Here is a 13,340-nt window from a genome sequence, read left to right as displayed (position 1 = left end):
AGCCCGCGCCCGTCCCGCCCGCCGGGCGGGGCGACGGCGGCGGCCGGGGCGGAAGGCGCGGCGGCTCGCGCGTCCCGCTGATAGCGGCCGCGGGCGTCGGGATCGTCGCCCTCGGCATGGGCGCCGGCGCGCTGCTCGGCAACAGCGGCAACGGCGACGGCAACGACACCAAGGCGAACGTCTCGGCGACCGCACCCGTCACCGAGAGCCCGTCGCCCTCCCCCTCGCCCACCGTCGACCCGGTCCGGGAGCAGGCGGTCGCGCTGGACGAGCTGCTGGCGGACAGCGGCAACAGCCGGGCCGCCGTGATCAGGGCGGTGGAGAACATCAAGAAGTGCGAGAACCTCGACCAGGCCGCCGCCGACCTGCGGGACGCGGCGCAGCAGCGCAAGGACCTGGTCACCCGCCTGGAGCAGCTCTCGGTCGACAAGCTGCCCCGTCACGCCGAGCTGACCGCGGCCCTCACCAAGGCCTGGAAGGCGTCGGAGGCCGCCGACCGGCACTACGCCGCCTGGGCCGACCAGACCTCCGAGAAGAAGGGCTGCAAGAAGGGCAGCGCCCGCATCACCAACCAGACCCGGGCGGGCAACCGGCAGAGCGGTGTCGCCAGCGCCCAGAAGGCCAAGGCCGCCCAGCTGTGGAACCCGATCGCACAGACGTACGGCCTCAGCCAGCGCCAGCCGACCGAGCTGTGACGCCGGCCGGGCCGTGACCCGGCCGGCCGAGCGGCGAGGGGACGCGGACCGGTCGGTCGAGGTCCGCGTCCTCCGGCTCCTCGCCGTCTCGACGGACCCCTCCGCGGCCGGCACCAGCCGGCCCTGCCGCACCACCTGCCGGGTCGCCTCCGCATCGACCAGCCGGGACGAAACCGGAGGAGGCGAGCAGGTCCGGGGTGCGCCACCGCAGCGGCGGGGTCAGCCCGCCGGTGCCGACCGCGAGCCCCCGGTCGAGGGCGCGCCGCACGGTGCCGGCGCTCGCCTCGCCCCCGCCGGTCCTCTCCAGGACGGCCCGGAGCACGGTGCGGGCGATCCACCCGGCCTGGGCGGTGCGCTCGGTGGCGTCGCCGGCGGCCCGCCGGCCGTGGGCGTCCTCGTGGCCGCCGGCTCGCAGACCGGCGTGGAACAGGGCGGGCAGCTCGTCGCCCGCGACGTGTCGGGGCGTACGGGCGTGACGGGGCCGCACCGTGCGGCGGGCTCCTTGCCGGGACCGGCCGCCGTGGACGGGACGGGACAGGGCCCGGGTGAACTCGGTGGTGGTGACGCGGCCGGCGGCGAGCGAGGCGCACGCCACCGGGGCACCCGCCGGCCCCTGAGTGACTCCCGGTCGACGGGGAGTGACGGCGAGGTGAATTGCAGGGGCGAAGGAAGCGATCACGACAGGGAACGTACGATCAGTGACCGTGCAAGGTTCGGAGCCCTCTTCCCGTCGCGGTCGCCGCTCGTCCACCATGGGCGGCATGCCCGTCAACGACATGCCGTGGTGGCGCTGGCGCTGCAATGTGCGCTCCGCGCTGCACATGCTCTCCGATCCGGTGTTCCAGCAGAACGTCTGGCTGGCAGGCGTCGAGGGATACGGCGATGTCACCGACGCCGTCTACCGGCTGGTCGAGGACACCTGGCTGGACAACTGGTCCGCCGAGAAATACGTGGGCACGATCTTCCGCGACTCCCAGGAGGCGGCGCTCGTCGACACCGCGGTCCTGCGGGTGCTGCGCATCATGCACCAGGTGGGCCCGGACGCGCCGGTGACCTCCTACCTCAACCACCACGCCTGGCCCGAGGCGGTACGGGCGGCCCGGGACGCGCATGTGCGGCTTGCGACGAGCGACGGCGACGACCCGGACGCGCCGCCCCACACCCTCGAGGTACTGCGGATCATGACCCGGTCCGCATGACGGGCGTCGGGCCACGGACCGCTCCTGGCATGAGAACCTGTCCTGCATGAACGAACAGTCCTCCCGAGCCGCGGCGGCTTCGGCCGACCAGTATGTCCTGACCCTCTCGTGCCCGGACAAACAGGGCATCGTGCACGCCGTGTCCAGCTACCTGTTCATGACCGGCTGCAACATCGAGGACAGCCAGCAGTTCGGCGACCACGACACGGGATTGTTCTTCATGCGCGTCCACTTCTCGGCCGAACCCCCGGTCACGGTGGACAAGCTGCGCGCCAGCTTCGCGGCGGTCGGTGACTCCTTCGCGATGGACTGGCAGATCAACAGGGCCGACGAGAAGATGCGGATCCTGCTGATGGTCAGCAAGTTCGGGCACTGCCTGAACGACCTGCTCTTCCGCGCCCGGATCGGCGCGCTGCCGGTGGAGATCGTGGCAGTGGTGTCCAACCACACCGACTTCGCCGAGCTGGTGGCGTCGTACGACATTCCCTTCCACCACATCCCGGTGACCAAGGACACCAAGCCCCAGGCCGAGGCACGGCTGCTGGAGATCGTGCACGAGGAGAAGGTCGAGCTGGTCGTCCTCGCCCGCTACATGCAGATCCTCTCCGACGACCTGTGCAAGCAGCTCAGCGGCCGGATCATCAACATCCACCACTCCTTCCTGCCGAGCTTCAAGGGCGCGAAGCCGTACCACCAGGCCCACGCACGGGGCGTGAAGCTGATCGGCGCGACGGCGCACTATGTGACGGCCGACCTCGACGAGGGGCCGATCATCGAGCAGGAGGTCGAGCGGGTCGGCCACGAGCTCACCCCGGACCAGCTGGTCGCCGTCGGACGGGACGTGGAGTGCCAGGCGCTGGCCCGGGCGGTGAAGTGGCACGCGGAGCGGCGGATCCTGCTGAACGGGCGGCGGACGGTGGTCTTCGCCTGACCCGCCCCCGTGGCGTCACAGACGGCTCATCGACGCCGTCGCGTACAGCACGTCCCTGATCGCCTCGCGGTCGCCGAGCTGGCCGGCCGCCGCCTCGTGCGGAGCCAGGTGCCCCGCCGCCAGCCGGCAGAACTCCAGGCCGTCCAGTGCCACATGGGCCACCTCGTGCTCCGCGGACCCCACCGCCCCGGGTGAGTCGAGCGGCAGCAGCCACTGGCCGCCGCCCTGCCCCTCGATCTCCAGACGCAGACTGCGGCCGGGTTCGCCCGCGGCCACCAGATGCCGGGCGGGCGGGGCGAGCCCGGCCCGCCGCCGCGCGGCGAGCACGAGCGGCAGCATCCGGGCCGCGAGGTCGATCATCTCGTGCAGATGCCGCGGGGCGGGCGGCTCGTAGGGGTAGTCCACGGCCCGGGCGATGTCCTCGGCGTGCACCCAGCACTCGAAGGCACGGTCCAGCCCCGCGTCGGGCAGCGGAATCTCGAAGTCGCCGTAGGACACGGAGAGGTCGGCCGTGTCCGCACCGCCGAGGGACGCCGTCCGCACCAGGGCGCGCGACTGCTCCCGCCAGGGCGCCCGCACCGACCGGGTCGGCGGGAAGTACAAGGCCCGCCAGTACGCCTCGGTGCGCTCCGGCGGGCTGAAGCGGCCGGAGCGGGCGCCGAGGTCGCCGAGCGGGTCCTCAAGCCCCAGCGCCACCGCGACCAGCCCGTCGACGCTCAGCAGATGCGCGATGACCCCGGCGACGGTCGTACGGCGGCTGACGGCGCCCTCGTCCGTGAACCACCGCAGGCGCACCGGCGCATGCCACTCGCCGTCGCCTATGTCCTGCAGCAGCGCGTCCAGACGGGCGGTCTCGGCGTCGTAGGGGGCCGCCCACTCGGGCACGGGGACACGCGGCGGACGCCGCTCCAGGCAGCTGTCCAGCACCCGGGCGCGCAGCCCCGGATCCAGGTCCAGGCTGTCGGGCCGGTGCAGCAGCCCGACCGCATCCCGCAGCCGCAGCGCCTCCTGTGCGCAGTCGTCGCACTCCCCGAGGTGCTCCTCGACCGCCGCCGCCTCCTGCGGGGCGCAGGCGGTCAGCGCCCACGCCCCGAGAAGCGACTTCAGCGCCCGGTGCTCCGCCGCACCCCGGCCCTTCGCCCCCGCCGGCTCCTGGGGTGCGGGCGGCACCCGTCCGCCGGGGACGGCGGATGCGCTGCGACCGCCGGGGGTGTGCGGGTCACCGGGGCCGTCGGAGCCGTCCGGGGCGGCCGGTTCGCCGGGGGCGCGGGGGCCGTCCGGGACGTCGGGCCGTTCCGGGTGCGGAGGAGTCATGCGGCACCCCCGTAACCGGGCGGTGCGTCGAAGGCGTTCGTGTCGTGGGCGGCGGAGAGGAGCTGAAGGCCGAGGCGCAGGCGGCGACGGGCCTCGTCCTCGGGTATGCCGAGGTCGGCGGCGGTCTGCCGGTAGTCGCGGCGCTGGAAGTAGGCCAGTTCCAGGGCGGCGCGCAGGGGGACGGGCATGGAGTGGACGATGCGGTCGGCGCGGGCGGCGGCCGAGGCACGGCGCACCCCGAGGGCCACGGGATCGGGGGACCCCTGGGCGCCGGGGGCCGCGGCGGTCCCGCCGCCGTGCAGCCGCCGCAGGGCGAACCGGCGGGCCAGCGCGGCCAGCCAGGCCCGCAAGGGGCCCTGACGGGGGTCGTAGGCCTCGGGATGCTCCCAGACGTGCACGAAGACCTCGCGGGTGACGTGGTCGGCGGCCCGCTCGTCCCCGAGGACCTGGTGGGCGAGGCCGTGCACCAGGGAGGAGAAACGGTCGTAGAGCTCGCCGAGGGCGGCTGCCTCCCCATGCACCAGCCGCTGCTGCATCCCGCGGTCCCAGTGGGGCGATGCATCCCTCTTCGTCATGAGGCCCCCTCAAAACCCGGCTGCACCCTGTCCGGTGTGTCTGTGCGGTCACCACGAATGTAGTCGGCACGTCCGGCAGCGCACGTCTCTTTGTGTCCATGCGCCTCTAGGTGTCACCCACGCCATACCGACCGGGTGCGATCGAAAATGACCGAAACAAGTGCCAGGAAGAATGGTTTCTGTTTGGGTCATGTCGTTTGGGGGAACGGCCGCTGGGCAGCCGCGCGGAAAGAAACAGAGGAACCGCTTCCTTTTCCGGGCGGTTCCGGGGAAGTGCCGGCGAGCGGAGGGCGGGCCGTGACGTTCAAGGTGACCGATGACCGAGTGGGCGAGTGGAGCGTGCTCCGGGTCGCCGGCGAACTGGACCTGGTGACCTCGCCGGTGCTGCGGCAGAGGGTGCACGAGGCGGTGGCACAGGGCCGCCACCATCTCGTCCTGGACCTCTCGGACGTCCTCTTCTGCGACTCCAGCGGCGTCGGCGTCCTCATAGCCGCCCGCCGTCTGATCCGCTCCTGCCGGGGACGGCTCCGGCTGATCCTGCCGGCCGCCGGCGCGGAGGGGACCTCCCGCGGAGGCGAGGGAGGGCGCGGGGGAGGCGCACACGTCAACCGTGTGCTCGGGGCGCTCGGCGTACGCCGTCTCTTCGACGTCTACGAGGACCTCGCGACGGCGGTGGCGGAGGAGCCGCTGTCCGCCTGACCCCGCGCACGGCCGCCGGACGAACGTCCCGCCCCTCGGAGAATGTCACGGATCGTGGCACACATTCGTCACGTCGAGTAACTGGACGAGTGGCCGTCACATCGGCGCCCCACGCGCGACTCGTCACGTCCCGGAGTCGCCGCCGTGCTCGGGTACCTTGGGTGAGATGCGAGTGGTTCCGAACTCGAGCCATGTCACAACGGGCGTCGCACAGTATGACGCACAGGTACTCCTTCGCGCGGGAATATGCCCGAAGCGCTTGTTTCGGTGACGGTCAGTCACTCATGCTGGTCCCCGGAAAAGTCACGTTCCGTGACTCTTTCTTTGGCCGTTGTTCTGGTCATGCGGAAAATGGCTACGATCGTGGCCCTCGCGAGCGCGAGACTATGTGTCCGCCGGTTCGGATGGTGTGAGCGGTGCAGGTGCTTCAAGTGCAGCTGGAGATCCGGCCCGACCCCGCGGAGGTGGGGCGGGCCCGGAGGTGGGCCCGCTCGCGGCTCGTCGGTTCGGGGATACAGGCCGACGAGCCACTCGCCGAGACGTTGATCCTGCTCGTCTCCGAACTGGTCACCAACGCCGTGGTGCACACCGGCCATCCCGCCGTCCTGCGGCTGTCCCTGCCCGGGGCGCCCGCCGAAGTGACCACCATCCGCGTGGAAGTGGACGACGCCAGCACCCGGGCCCCCGTGCCGCGCTGGGTGAGCGACGAGGCCACGAGCGGCCGCGGCCTCGCTCTCGTCGACGGACTCGCCGACCGGTGGGGCTGGAGCCCGGAGGGCAAGGGCAAGCGCATCTGGTGCGAAGTGGACCGCCGCACCCCCGCGGCCGGCGCGGCGAGAACCGCGGTGTCGGCGGTGTGCGAGGACCTGCCCCGCGAAGGACTGGCGTACGAGGCGGTGTAGAACCACCTCCGGCCGCCCCTGACCACCGCCTGGTCCTCCCGTTCACCCTGGTCCCCTCCGGCCCCTCTCCGGCACCTCTCCAGCCCCCCTCCGGTCCCTCCGGAACGGCCCCTGGGGAGAAGCACCCCGCGGTCCTCCCGTCGCGCGTGAACCCGACGCCCGGCCCTCGACGTCCGCTTCGCGTCCGCGGAACTCCTCGAGCCGGCGCACGCGATGGGCGGCACTGCGCGTGAGGGGCCGTGCGCCGCCCCGTTCCCCGGATCCGTCCTGCCGTGCGCCGGGAGATGCTTCCGTGCGCGGCCCGGTGCGATGGGGCATAACGGGTAAACCGCCTGAGCGGTGTTGACGGTTCCTGTCCGTTTGATCACGCTTGTGGCAGCGATTCGCCGTGAGGGGACGTCGAGGGCTTGGGCGCCGGAAGTCCTCGGCGAGTGTGGGTCGTGTGGTCGGCGTCGACCGGTCCCCGCGGAGTCGAGGGGGGGTGGGACCGGTGCGCCGCGACCGGTGGGCGGCGCGCACTGCCGTACTCGGGGTGAGCAGGAGCGCGTCGCCGGCCGGGCCCGCTCTCCCGCACCTGATGCCTCCACAGGCCGAGGTGCCCGAGGGACGGGGTGTCCACAGACTGTGGACAGGGCGCCGCCGGACGGGCTGCTGCCGGAGGGCCGCCGCCGGTGGACAGGGCCGGGGCGTCGGTCAGGCCGGCAGCCGGGAGCCGTGACGGCCGTCCGCGCGCACTCCCGCTCGGGCATCGGCCTTCGCTATGGCCCTGGCTATCCTCTCCGCGTCGATGGCCAGCTCGCGCAGCATGCCGCTGATGGGGTTGGTGAAGCCGGTGAAGTACAGGCCGGGCGCGTCCTTCGAGGTGCGGGCGCCGTGGACGACGGGACGGCCGCGGGAGTCGAGCACCCCGAGGTGACCGACCAGCCCCTCCAGACCACGGACGTAACCGGTGGCGGCGATGACGACGTCCGGCTGGACACGGGTGCCGTCGGCGAGGACGACCTTGCCGTTCTCGAAGCCGTCGACGGCGGCCACGATCTCCACCGCGCCCTTGCGGACGGCGTTGACGATGCCCACGTCCTGGACGGGGATCGCGCCCTCGCGCACCCGGGTGTACAGGCCCTTGTCGGGACGGGGCAGGCCGTGCGCCGACAGGTTCGGCACGCTCAGTCTCGCCAGCGGCCGCGCGAGCAGGTCGACCAGCCGGACCGGAAGCCGCCGTACGGCGATGCCCGTGTACTGGGCGGCCCACCCGGCGGTCGACCGGCGCACGATGTGCGGAGCGGTGCGCACCGACAGCCGTACGCGCGAGGCGCCGCCCTCCACCAGGTCCACCGCGATCTCGGCACCGGTGTTGCCGATGCCGACGACGAGGACGTCACGGCCGGCGTAGGGCCGGGGGTTGCGGTACTCGGAGGCGTGCAGGAACTCGCCGGGCCCGCTCGTGTACGACTCCAGGCCGGGCCAGTCGGGCAGACGGGGGGTGTGGTTGTAGCCGGTGGCGACGACCACCGCACGGCCGGTCAGCCGCCGCCCGCCGGTGGCGTGCAGCAGCCAGCCGGTGCCGTCCGGTGTGCGCTCGACCCGGGAGACCTCGACCCCGGTCACGATCTCCAGCCGGTGGTGCTCGGCGTACTTCTCCAGGTACCGCACCATGTCGTCGCGCGAGACCCATCTGCCGAACCGGCGCGGCATCGGCAGGCCGGGCAGGCTGGACAGGCGCCGGGTGGTGTGCAGGTGCAGCCGGTCGTAGTGGCGCCGCCAGGAGGCCCCGACACGGTCGGACTTCTCCAGGACGACGGCGCGTATCCCCCGCGCGCGCAGTGCTTGGGCGGTGGCCAGTCCGCCCGGACCTCCGCCGATGACGTACACAGGGCGGTCGGCAGGCCGCGCGGCTGGAACGGGGGTGGAGTCGTTCATGAGCGCGAGAGTAATGGCGTGTTCGGTTGATGGGTATCGGTCAAGACCGAAATTGGTTGCGGGTTGGTCACAACTGCTTGTTTCCGATGGGGAGATGGCCGACGGGGCCGCCGGGCGAGCCGCCTGCCGCAGCCGTGACCGCGCCGGCGGGAGGAGGCGCGGGCGACCCGACGGGGCGGCGGGGCCGGGGAGACCCGAGCGCGGCACTCCGGTTGGAAGGGACCTGAACACGGCGCTCCGGCCGGGAGGGAGCCGAGCGCGGCGCTCCGGCCGGGCCGCTTAATTCGGAGGCACAGCACGGCCGCGGGCAGGACCATGGAGCATGGCTTTCGAAAACGGCTGGAACGACTGGTATCTGACGAGAGACCTCGAGGACTTCCTGACGCGCGCCGGGGAGTTCCTCCGCTCACGGCCGGCCCGGCACACCGTCCACCTGACCGTGACGGAGACCCTGCGCTCACGCGGCCTCCATGTCTACGGGGACGCCGACCCCGAGTTCGGCGTCCTGACGGGAAAGGAAGAGAAAGCCCCGACGGGAGAGGGAGGAGAGGAGGAAAGGGGAGAGGAGGCCGCGCGCGTGCGCGGAACCTTCCTCCACACACCGCCGTACCCCCTCGGCCTCACCTCCCTGACCGAACGGGAGGCCGACGCGCTGGCGGCCCGGCTGGCCGATCTGGGGCGCGAGCCCTCCGGTGTCCTGGCGGACCGTGACACCGCCGCCGCCTTCGCCGAGGCCTGGCGCCGCCGCACGGGAGCCGAGGTCACCCTCCGGCAGCGGCAGCGGCTCTACCGGCTGGGCGAGCTGACCGTTCCGCAGCCGGTCCCGCCCGGGCGGGCGCGGAGGGCGGGCGAGACGGACCGGAAACTGCTCGCCCGGTGGTTCGAGGAGTTCTGCACGGACTCCGGCGAGGCGGCCGCCCGGGATCCCGAGGAGTGGGCGGACGAACGCGTCGAACGGGGCTCCGTCCTGCTTTGGGAGACCCCGGACGGGACACCCGTCGCCATGGCGGGGACGACCCCCGAGATCGCCGGGCAGGTGCGAGTGGCCGGGGTCTACACCCCGGCGCACCTGCGACGGCGCGGATACGCCGGAGCCGTCACGGCCGCGGTCAGCCGCGCCGCGCGGGAGGCGGGGGCACAGGAGGTGCTGCTGTTCACCGACCTCGCCAACCCGACCAGCAACGGGCTCTACCAGCGGATCGGCTACCGCCCGGTGTCCGACTTCGCGGTGTACGCCTTCGGGTGACCCCGCTCAGGGCCACAGCAGCTCGCGGACCCAGCCGTCCCGCGTACGGCGGTAGCGGAGGCGCACATGGCGGCGCCGGGCCTCGCCCTGGAAGAACTCGGCCTCGGCCGGCCGGAGGCGGTAGAGCGTCCAGGAGGGGACCTCGGCGTCCGGCTCGCGCCGGGCGCGCTCCCAGGCCGACTCCGAGGCCCGGGCCAGCTCGTCCAGGCCGGTCAGGACCTCGCTCTGGTGACCGGTGAGCGCGGCGGCCAGAGCACCCGTGGAACGGGCGTGCAGATCCGCCTGCGCCTCCTCGGGGGCGGCGGTCGTGACCGGTCCCCGGATCCGGACCTGGCGGCCCTGGACCGGCCAGTAGAAGGCCAGGGCGGCGTGGGGGCGGGCGGCCAGCTGCCGCCCCTTGCGGCTGCCGGCGTGGGTCGCGAAGGACCAGCCCTCCGCGTCGGCGCCGTGCAGCATCACCACACGGACGTCCGGACGGCCCGCCTCGTCCGCCGTCGCCAGCGACATGGTGTGCGGTTCGGGCTGGCCGGCCGCGACCGCCTCCGCGAACCACCTGGTGAAGAGGGCGAGAGGAGTGTCGGGGGCCGTCGCCGGGTCGAAGGCGGGAAGCTCGGTGACCTCCGGATCCCATACACGAAGTGATGCCAGCAGCTGGTGGAGATCCGGTTCCTTGGAGTCCATGGAGGGAGTATCGCCCCGGCCGGCGGCACCGCCGCCCCGGCATCCGCACGGATGCGCCGGCGGGCCTGGCGAGAAGGGCCGTGCTCACCGGACCGCGATCACCGGGCCGGACGGGAACCCTCCCCCTCCGTGCCCGGCTCACGGGGCGTCGCCCCTGGTGCCGGGGCCGCCACGCCTTCCCCCGCCGGACGCACGGGCTGCGGGGGCGCGGTCCGGCGCTCCGGCGGACGGAGCGGGAACGGCGGACCGCCCCCGCACAAACGCAACAGGCGGCAGTCCACCCGAGTGGACCACCGCCTGTTTGACAGGACTTGAACACTGAGAAATCCGATGCCGGTGTACGGGCTATCGCGTCGGCTTCCGGCCGGTGATGCCCAGGTATACCAGCAGCGCGAGGTTCGGTTTGAGTTCGGTCTGCTTCACGCCCCAGGAGGAGAATGCCTTCTGATGCGAGGCGACCGCCGAAAGCATGGTGACCAGCGAACCGGAGATCGCGGCCGGGTTCACGTCCTTGTCGACCCTCCCTTTGGACTGAAGTTCGGCGACGGAGTCCGCCAGAGAGGTGTTCACGGAGTTCAGGATCTTCATGCGGATCTTGTTAAAGCGTTTGTCGCCCTCGGCGGCCCCGAGGTCGACCACCCGCAGAATCGCGTCGTGCTTGCGCCAGAAGTCCAGGAATCCGTCGACAAATTCCTGGGCCGTCTGCCAGCCGGCCTTGCCCACCCAGGAGCGGCCCTCGACCAGCTCCGTCAATGCGGTGCTCTCGGCAGCCATTTGTTCGGCGATCTCCAGGACGGCGCCTTCGACGTCCGGAAAGTACTGATAGAAAGTCGCGGGAGAAGTTCCCGCACGCCGGGCGACATCGATGACTTTGACGTCCCGGTACGGTGACGAGCTGAGCATCTCACTGAGGCAGTCGAGCAGCTTTTGCCGAGTCTCCTGCCCACGCCGACCAGCCACGCGGCCGTCGACGGTACGCACTTGTCCTGTCATGTCGTCAGCTTACCGAGGGGAGATCCGAGCGCGATTTGGCCGACTGCAAATGGGGTGCAAGGGGAGGGAGAGGCCGGTGTGCCCGATAGGCGGTGCGCCTGATAGGCGGGGTGCGCGCGACCCGGATAATTTGGCGGCATGGCCGATAACAGGGCATCCGCGTATACCGAGGGCGTCCCCTGCTGGGCGGACGCGCAGCTTCCCGATCTTGAGGCGGGCAAGCGCTTCTACGGTGCGCTCTTCGGGTGGACTTTCGACGGGAACGGCGAGGGCGACGGGGGCGAGGGGAACGGCAAGGCCGGCGGGAACAGCGGGAACGGCGGGAAGACGTACGACAGGTTCGTCGTGGCCCGGCTGGAGGGGGAGCCCGTCGCCGCGCTCGCACCGAAGACGGACGGCCGCATGCCCACCGTGTGGACCGTGTACTTCGCCACCCCGGACGTCCGGGCGCTGGCCGCGCGGATCACGGCCGCAGGCGGGCAGATCGTCATGCCCCCCACCCGGGCCGACGGCTTCGGCACGGCCGCCCTCGCCGCCGACCCCGAGGGCGCCGTCTTCGGGCTGTGGCAGCCGGGCAGCCACCCGGGCTTCGGCAGGCGTCACGAGGAGGGCACCTTCGTCTGGGCCCAGCTGTACGCCCGCGACACCGAGGCCGCCAACGCCTTCTACGGCGGGCTCTTCCACGACGCCCTCTTCGGCCCGGACGCCGAGCCCGACTTCGGCCGTGCCTCCCTCCTCGACGTCTTCCCGGCCGAGATGCCGCCGCACTTCCTCGTCCACTTCCGGGTGGCGGACCTCGGGGAGGCCCTGGAGGCGGTCGGCCGGCTCGGCGGGCGGGTGCAGGTGCCTCCCTTCAGGACGTCGTACGGACACGTGGCCGTCGTGGTCGACAATCAGGGGGCGTCCTTCGCCGTGCTCCAGAGGTGAGACCCACCGGGGAAGCCGCCGGTGCGCCCACGGGCGCGACCGGTGGCGGAACGGTGCGGAACAGGGCGGAACAGCGGTGGAACCAGAGGTGAAATCCCCTTCCTGAGAGGAAAGAGGGCGGTTTCCACCTGGACATCCTGTTTCGTCACCGGGTTCGCAACCTGTGCGCCGGACAGGAAGAATCGGGGTGCGTGCCGCCGCGGCGGTGCGGTGGTGAGACGCTGCACTTCGGTCGCGTACATATGTGGGTGGCGCGGCTCGTACGGGGAGGTGGCAGGCAAGTGGTGGATCAGCTGACGGAGAACGATCCGCGGCGGATCGGGCCGTTCGAGGTACTGGGACGGCTGGGCGCCGGCGGCATGGGGCTGGTCTATCTCGCACGCTCGGCGTCCGGCCGGCGGGTGGCGATCAAGACGGTCCGGAGCGAGCTGGCCGAGGACCAGCTGTTCCGGGTCCGTTTCACGCGCGAGGTGGAGGCGGCCCGGGCGGTCTCCGGCTTCTACACGGCCGCGGTCGTCGACGCCGACCCGCGCGCCGCCGTGCCGTGGCTGGCCACCGCCTACGTCCCCGCGCCCTCCCTCGAGGAGATAGTGAACGAGTGCGGGCCGCTCCCGGTCCAGGCGGTGCGCTGGCTCGCGGCGGGCGTCGCCGAGGCGCTGCAGTCCATCCACAGCGCCGGACTGGTCCACCGCGACCTGAAGCCGTCCAATGTGCTCGTCGTCGAGGACGGGCCGCGGGTGATCGACTTCGGTATCGCCTCCGGGGTGTCGAGCACCCGTCTGACCATGACGAACGTCGCCGTCGGCACCCCCGCCTACATGTCCCCGGAGCAGGCCAAGGACTCCCGCAGCGTCACCGGTGCCAGCGACGTCTTCTCGCTCGGCTCCATGCTGGTCTTCGCCGCCACCGGGCACCCGCCCTACCACGGTGCCAACCCCGTCGAGACCGTCTTCATGCTGCTGCGCGAGGAGCCCGACCTGGAGGGGCTCCCGGACGAGCTGCGTCCGCTGATCGAGTCCTGCATGCAGATGGACCCCACCGCCCGGCCCAACCCCGCCGATCTGCAGGCCCAGCTCGCCCCGCACCTGTTCGGCTCCGGCTCCGACGACAGCGGCACGGCCTCCGCCTGGCTGCCCGAGCGGGCCGTCGCCCTCATCGAGGCCCGCCGCAACGGCCGCCCGCCCGCCAAGAAGTCCACCGCCTCCGGCCCTCCCGGCGGCGGCCAGGTCTCCGAGCAGCAGCCCCCGCCGCCGGGAGG

Annotated in this window: 13 protein-coding genes and 1 pseudogene; 8 read left to right on the top strand and 6 right to left on the bottom strand. The window is 72.4% G+C overall.

Annotated features, from left to right (window positions below):
- Positions 1-695, top strand: a pseudogene (locus CCN35_RS12045) (hypothetical protein); the annotation flags it as partial.
- Here CCN35_RS12045 and CCN35_RS28055 read toward each other — a convergent pair.
- Positions 667-1,290: a hypothetical protein gene (locus CCN35_RS28055; protein WP_067396014.1), complete on the bottom strand. Its 624-nt coding sequence runs from the start codon at positions 1,288-1,290 to the stop codon at positions 667-669. The pseudogene CCN35_RS12045 and the gene CCN35_RS28055 overlap by 29 nt on opposite strands.
- Positions 1,291-1,393: 103 nt before the next feature.
- On the opposite strand from CCN35_RS28055, the gene CCN35_RS12040 reads away from it, so the two are divergent.
- Together CCN35_RS12040 and purU are read left to right on the top strand one after the other, a co-directional pair.
- Positions 1,394-1,894 (top strand): SCO4402 family protein, encoded by a 501-nt coding sequence (locus CCN35_RS12040; RefSeq protein WP_079129773.1) that lies wholly within the window; start codon positions 1,394-1,396, stop codon positions 1,892-1,894.
- Positions 1,895-1,940: 46 nt separating this feature from the next.
- Complete coding sequence (gene purU / locus CCN35_RS12035) at positions 1,941-2,825, top strand: formyltetrahydrofolate deformylase (RefSeq protein WP_067396024.1); 885 nt, start codon at positions 1,941-1,943, stop codon at positions 2,823-2,825.
- 15 nt (positions 2,826-2,840) lie between these two features.
- Here purU and CCN35_RS12030 read toward each other — a convergent pair whose 3' ends face one another.
- Together CCN35_RS12030 and CCN35_RS12025 are read right to left on the bottom strand one after the other, a co-directional pair.
- The gene (locus tag CCN35_RS12030) at positions 2,841-4,139 is read right to left on the bottom strand and encodes a zf-HC2 domain-containing protein (RefSeq protein ID WP_079129774.1); all 1,299 of its coding nucleotides are present in this window, start codon (positions 4,137-4,139) and stop codon (positions 2,841-2,843) included.
- Positions 4,136-4,714, bottom strand: coding sequence for a sigma-70 family RNA polymerase sigma factor (locus CCN35_RS12025; RefSeq protein ID WP_086792576.1), 579 nt, complete (start codon positions 4,712-4,714; stop codon positions 4,136-4,138). The genes CCN35_RS12030 and CCN35_RS12025 overlap by 4 nt, the downstream gene beginning before the upstream one ends.
- Before the next feature lie 297 nt (positions 4,715-5,011).
- Between CCN35_RS12025 and CCN35_RS12020 the strand changes: the two genes are divergently transcribed.
- Positions 5,012-5,413, top strand: a complete 402-nt coding sequence (locus CCN35_RS12020) for an STAS domain-containing protein (protein ID WP_067396032.1) — start codon at positions 5,012-5,014, stop codon at positions 5,411-5,413.
- 416 nt (positions 5,414-5,829) lie between these two features.
- Positions 5,830-6,315: an ATP-binding protein gene (locus CCN35_RS12015; RefSeq protein WP_086792564.1), complete on the top strand. Its 486-nt coding sequence runs from the start codon at positions 5,830-5,832 to the stop codon at positions 6,313-6,315.
- A gap of 693 nt (positions 6,316-7,008) precedes the next feature.
- Here CCN35_RS12015 and CCN35_RS12010 read toward each other — a convergent pair.
- On the bottom strand, positions 7,009-8,235 hold the full coding sequence (locus CCN35_RS12010; RefSeq protein ID WP_086792562.1) for a flavin-containing monooxygenase: 1,227 nt from the start codon (positions 8,233-8,235) through the stop codon (positions 7,009-7,011).
- A gap of 322 nt (positions 8,236-8,557) precedes the next feature.
- Between CCN35_RS12010 and CCN35_RS12005 the strand changes: the two genes are divergently transcribed.
- Positions 8,558-9,481 (top strand): GNAT family N-acetyltransferase, encoded by a 924-nt coding sequence (locus tag CCN35_RS12005; protein ID WP_086792561.1) that lies wholly within the window; start codon positions 8,558-8,560, stop codon positions 9,479-9,481.
- Positions 9,482-9,487: 6 nt separating this feature from the next.
- Here the strand turns inward: CCN35_RS12005 and CCN35_RS12000 are convergent, their stop codons facing one another.
- Together CCN35_RS12000 and CCN35_RS11995 are read right to left on the bottom strand one after the other, a co-directional pair.
- Positions 9,488-10,162 carry a pyridoxine/pyridoxamine 5'-phosphate oxidase gene (locus tag CCN35_RS12000; protein ID WP_086792559.1) on the bottom strand — a complete coding sequence of 225 codons (675 nt, stop codon included), beginning with the start codon at positions 10,160-10,162 and terminating at the stop codon, positions 9,488-9,490.
- Positions 10,163-10,507: 345 nt separating this feature from the next.
- A complete protein-coding gene (locus tag CCN35_RS11995; protein ID WP_086792556.1) occupies positions 10,508-11,143 on the bottom strand; it encodes a TetR/AcrR family transcriptional regulator in 636 nt (211 codons plus the stop codon).
- A 150-nt stretch (positions 11,144-11,293) separates the two neighbouring features.
- On the opposite strand from CCN35_RS11995, the gene kbpA reads away from it, so the two are divergent.
- Entirely contained in the window at positions 11,294-12,082 is a 789-nt protein-coding gene (gene kbpA, locus CCN35_RS11990) for an AfsK-binding protein KbpA (protein ID WP_067396050.1), read from the top strand.
- 281 nt (positions 12,083-12,363) lie between these two features.
- Positions 12,364-13,340, top strand: a 977-nt coding sequence (locus CCN35_RS11980; protein ID WP_143631494.1) for a serine/threonine-protein kinase, incomplete at its 3' end; no start/stop codon positions are given.

Origin of the sequence: Streptomyces thermovulgaris (genome assembly GCF_002155915.1) — a bacterium.
In the GTDB taxonomy this organism is placed as follows: Bacteria; Actinomycetota; Actinomycetes; order Streptomycetales; family Streptomycetaceae; genus Streptomyces; species Streptomyces thermovulgaris.
Note: the sequence above shows the minus strand (reverse complement) of the source record. Positions and strands in the feature narration are given on the sequence as shown.

Bases quoted from the DNA above. Each gene is read 5' to 3' on its own strand.
- purU (WP_067396024.1), top strand. From the start codon at position 1,941: ATGAACGAACAGTCCTCCCGAGCCGCGGCGGCTTCGGCCGACCAGTAT.
- CCN35_RS12030 (WP_079129774.1), bottom strand. From the start codon at position 4,139: ATGACTCCTCCGCACCCGGAACGGCCCGACGTCCCGGACGGCCCCCGC.
- CCN35_RS12025 (WP_086792576.1), bottom strand. From the start codon at position 4,714: ATGACGAAGAGGGATGCATCGCCCCACTGGGACCGCGGGATGCAGCAG.
- CCN35_RS12010 (WP_086792562.1), bottom strand. From the start codon at position 8,235: ATGAACGACTCCACCCCCGTTCCAGCCGCGCGGCCTGCCGACCGCCCT.
- CCN35_RS12005 (WP_086792561.1), top strand. From the start codon at position 8,558: ATGGCTTTCGAAAACGGCTGGAACGACTGGTATCTGACGAGAGACCTC.
- CCN35_RS12000 (WP_086792559.1), bottom strand. From the start codon at position 10,162: ATGGACTCCAAGGAACCGGATCTCCACCAGCTGCTGGCATCACTTCGT.
- kbpA (WP_067396050.1), top strand. From the start codon at position 11,294: ATGGCCGATAACAGGGCATCCGCGTATACCGAGGGCGTCCCCTGCTGG.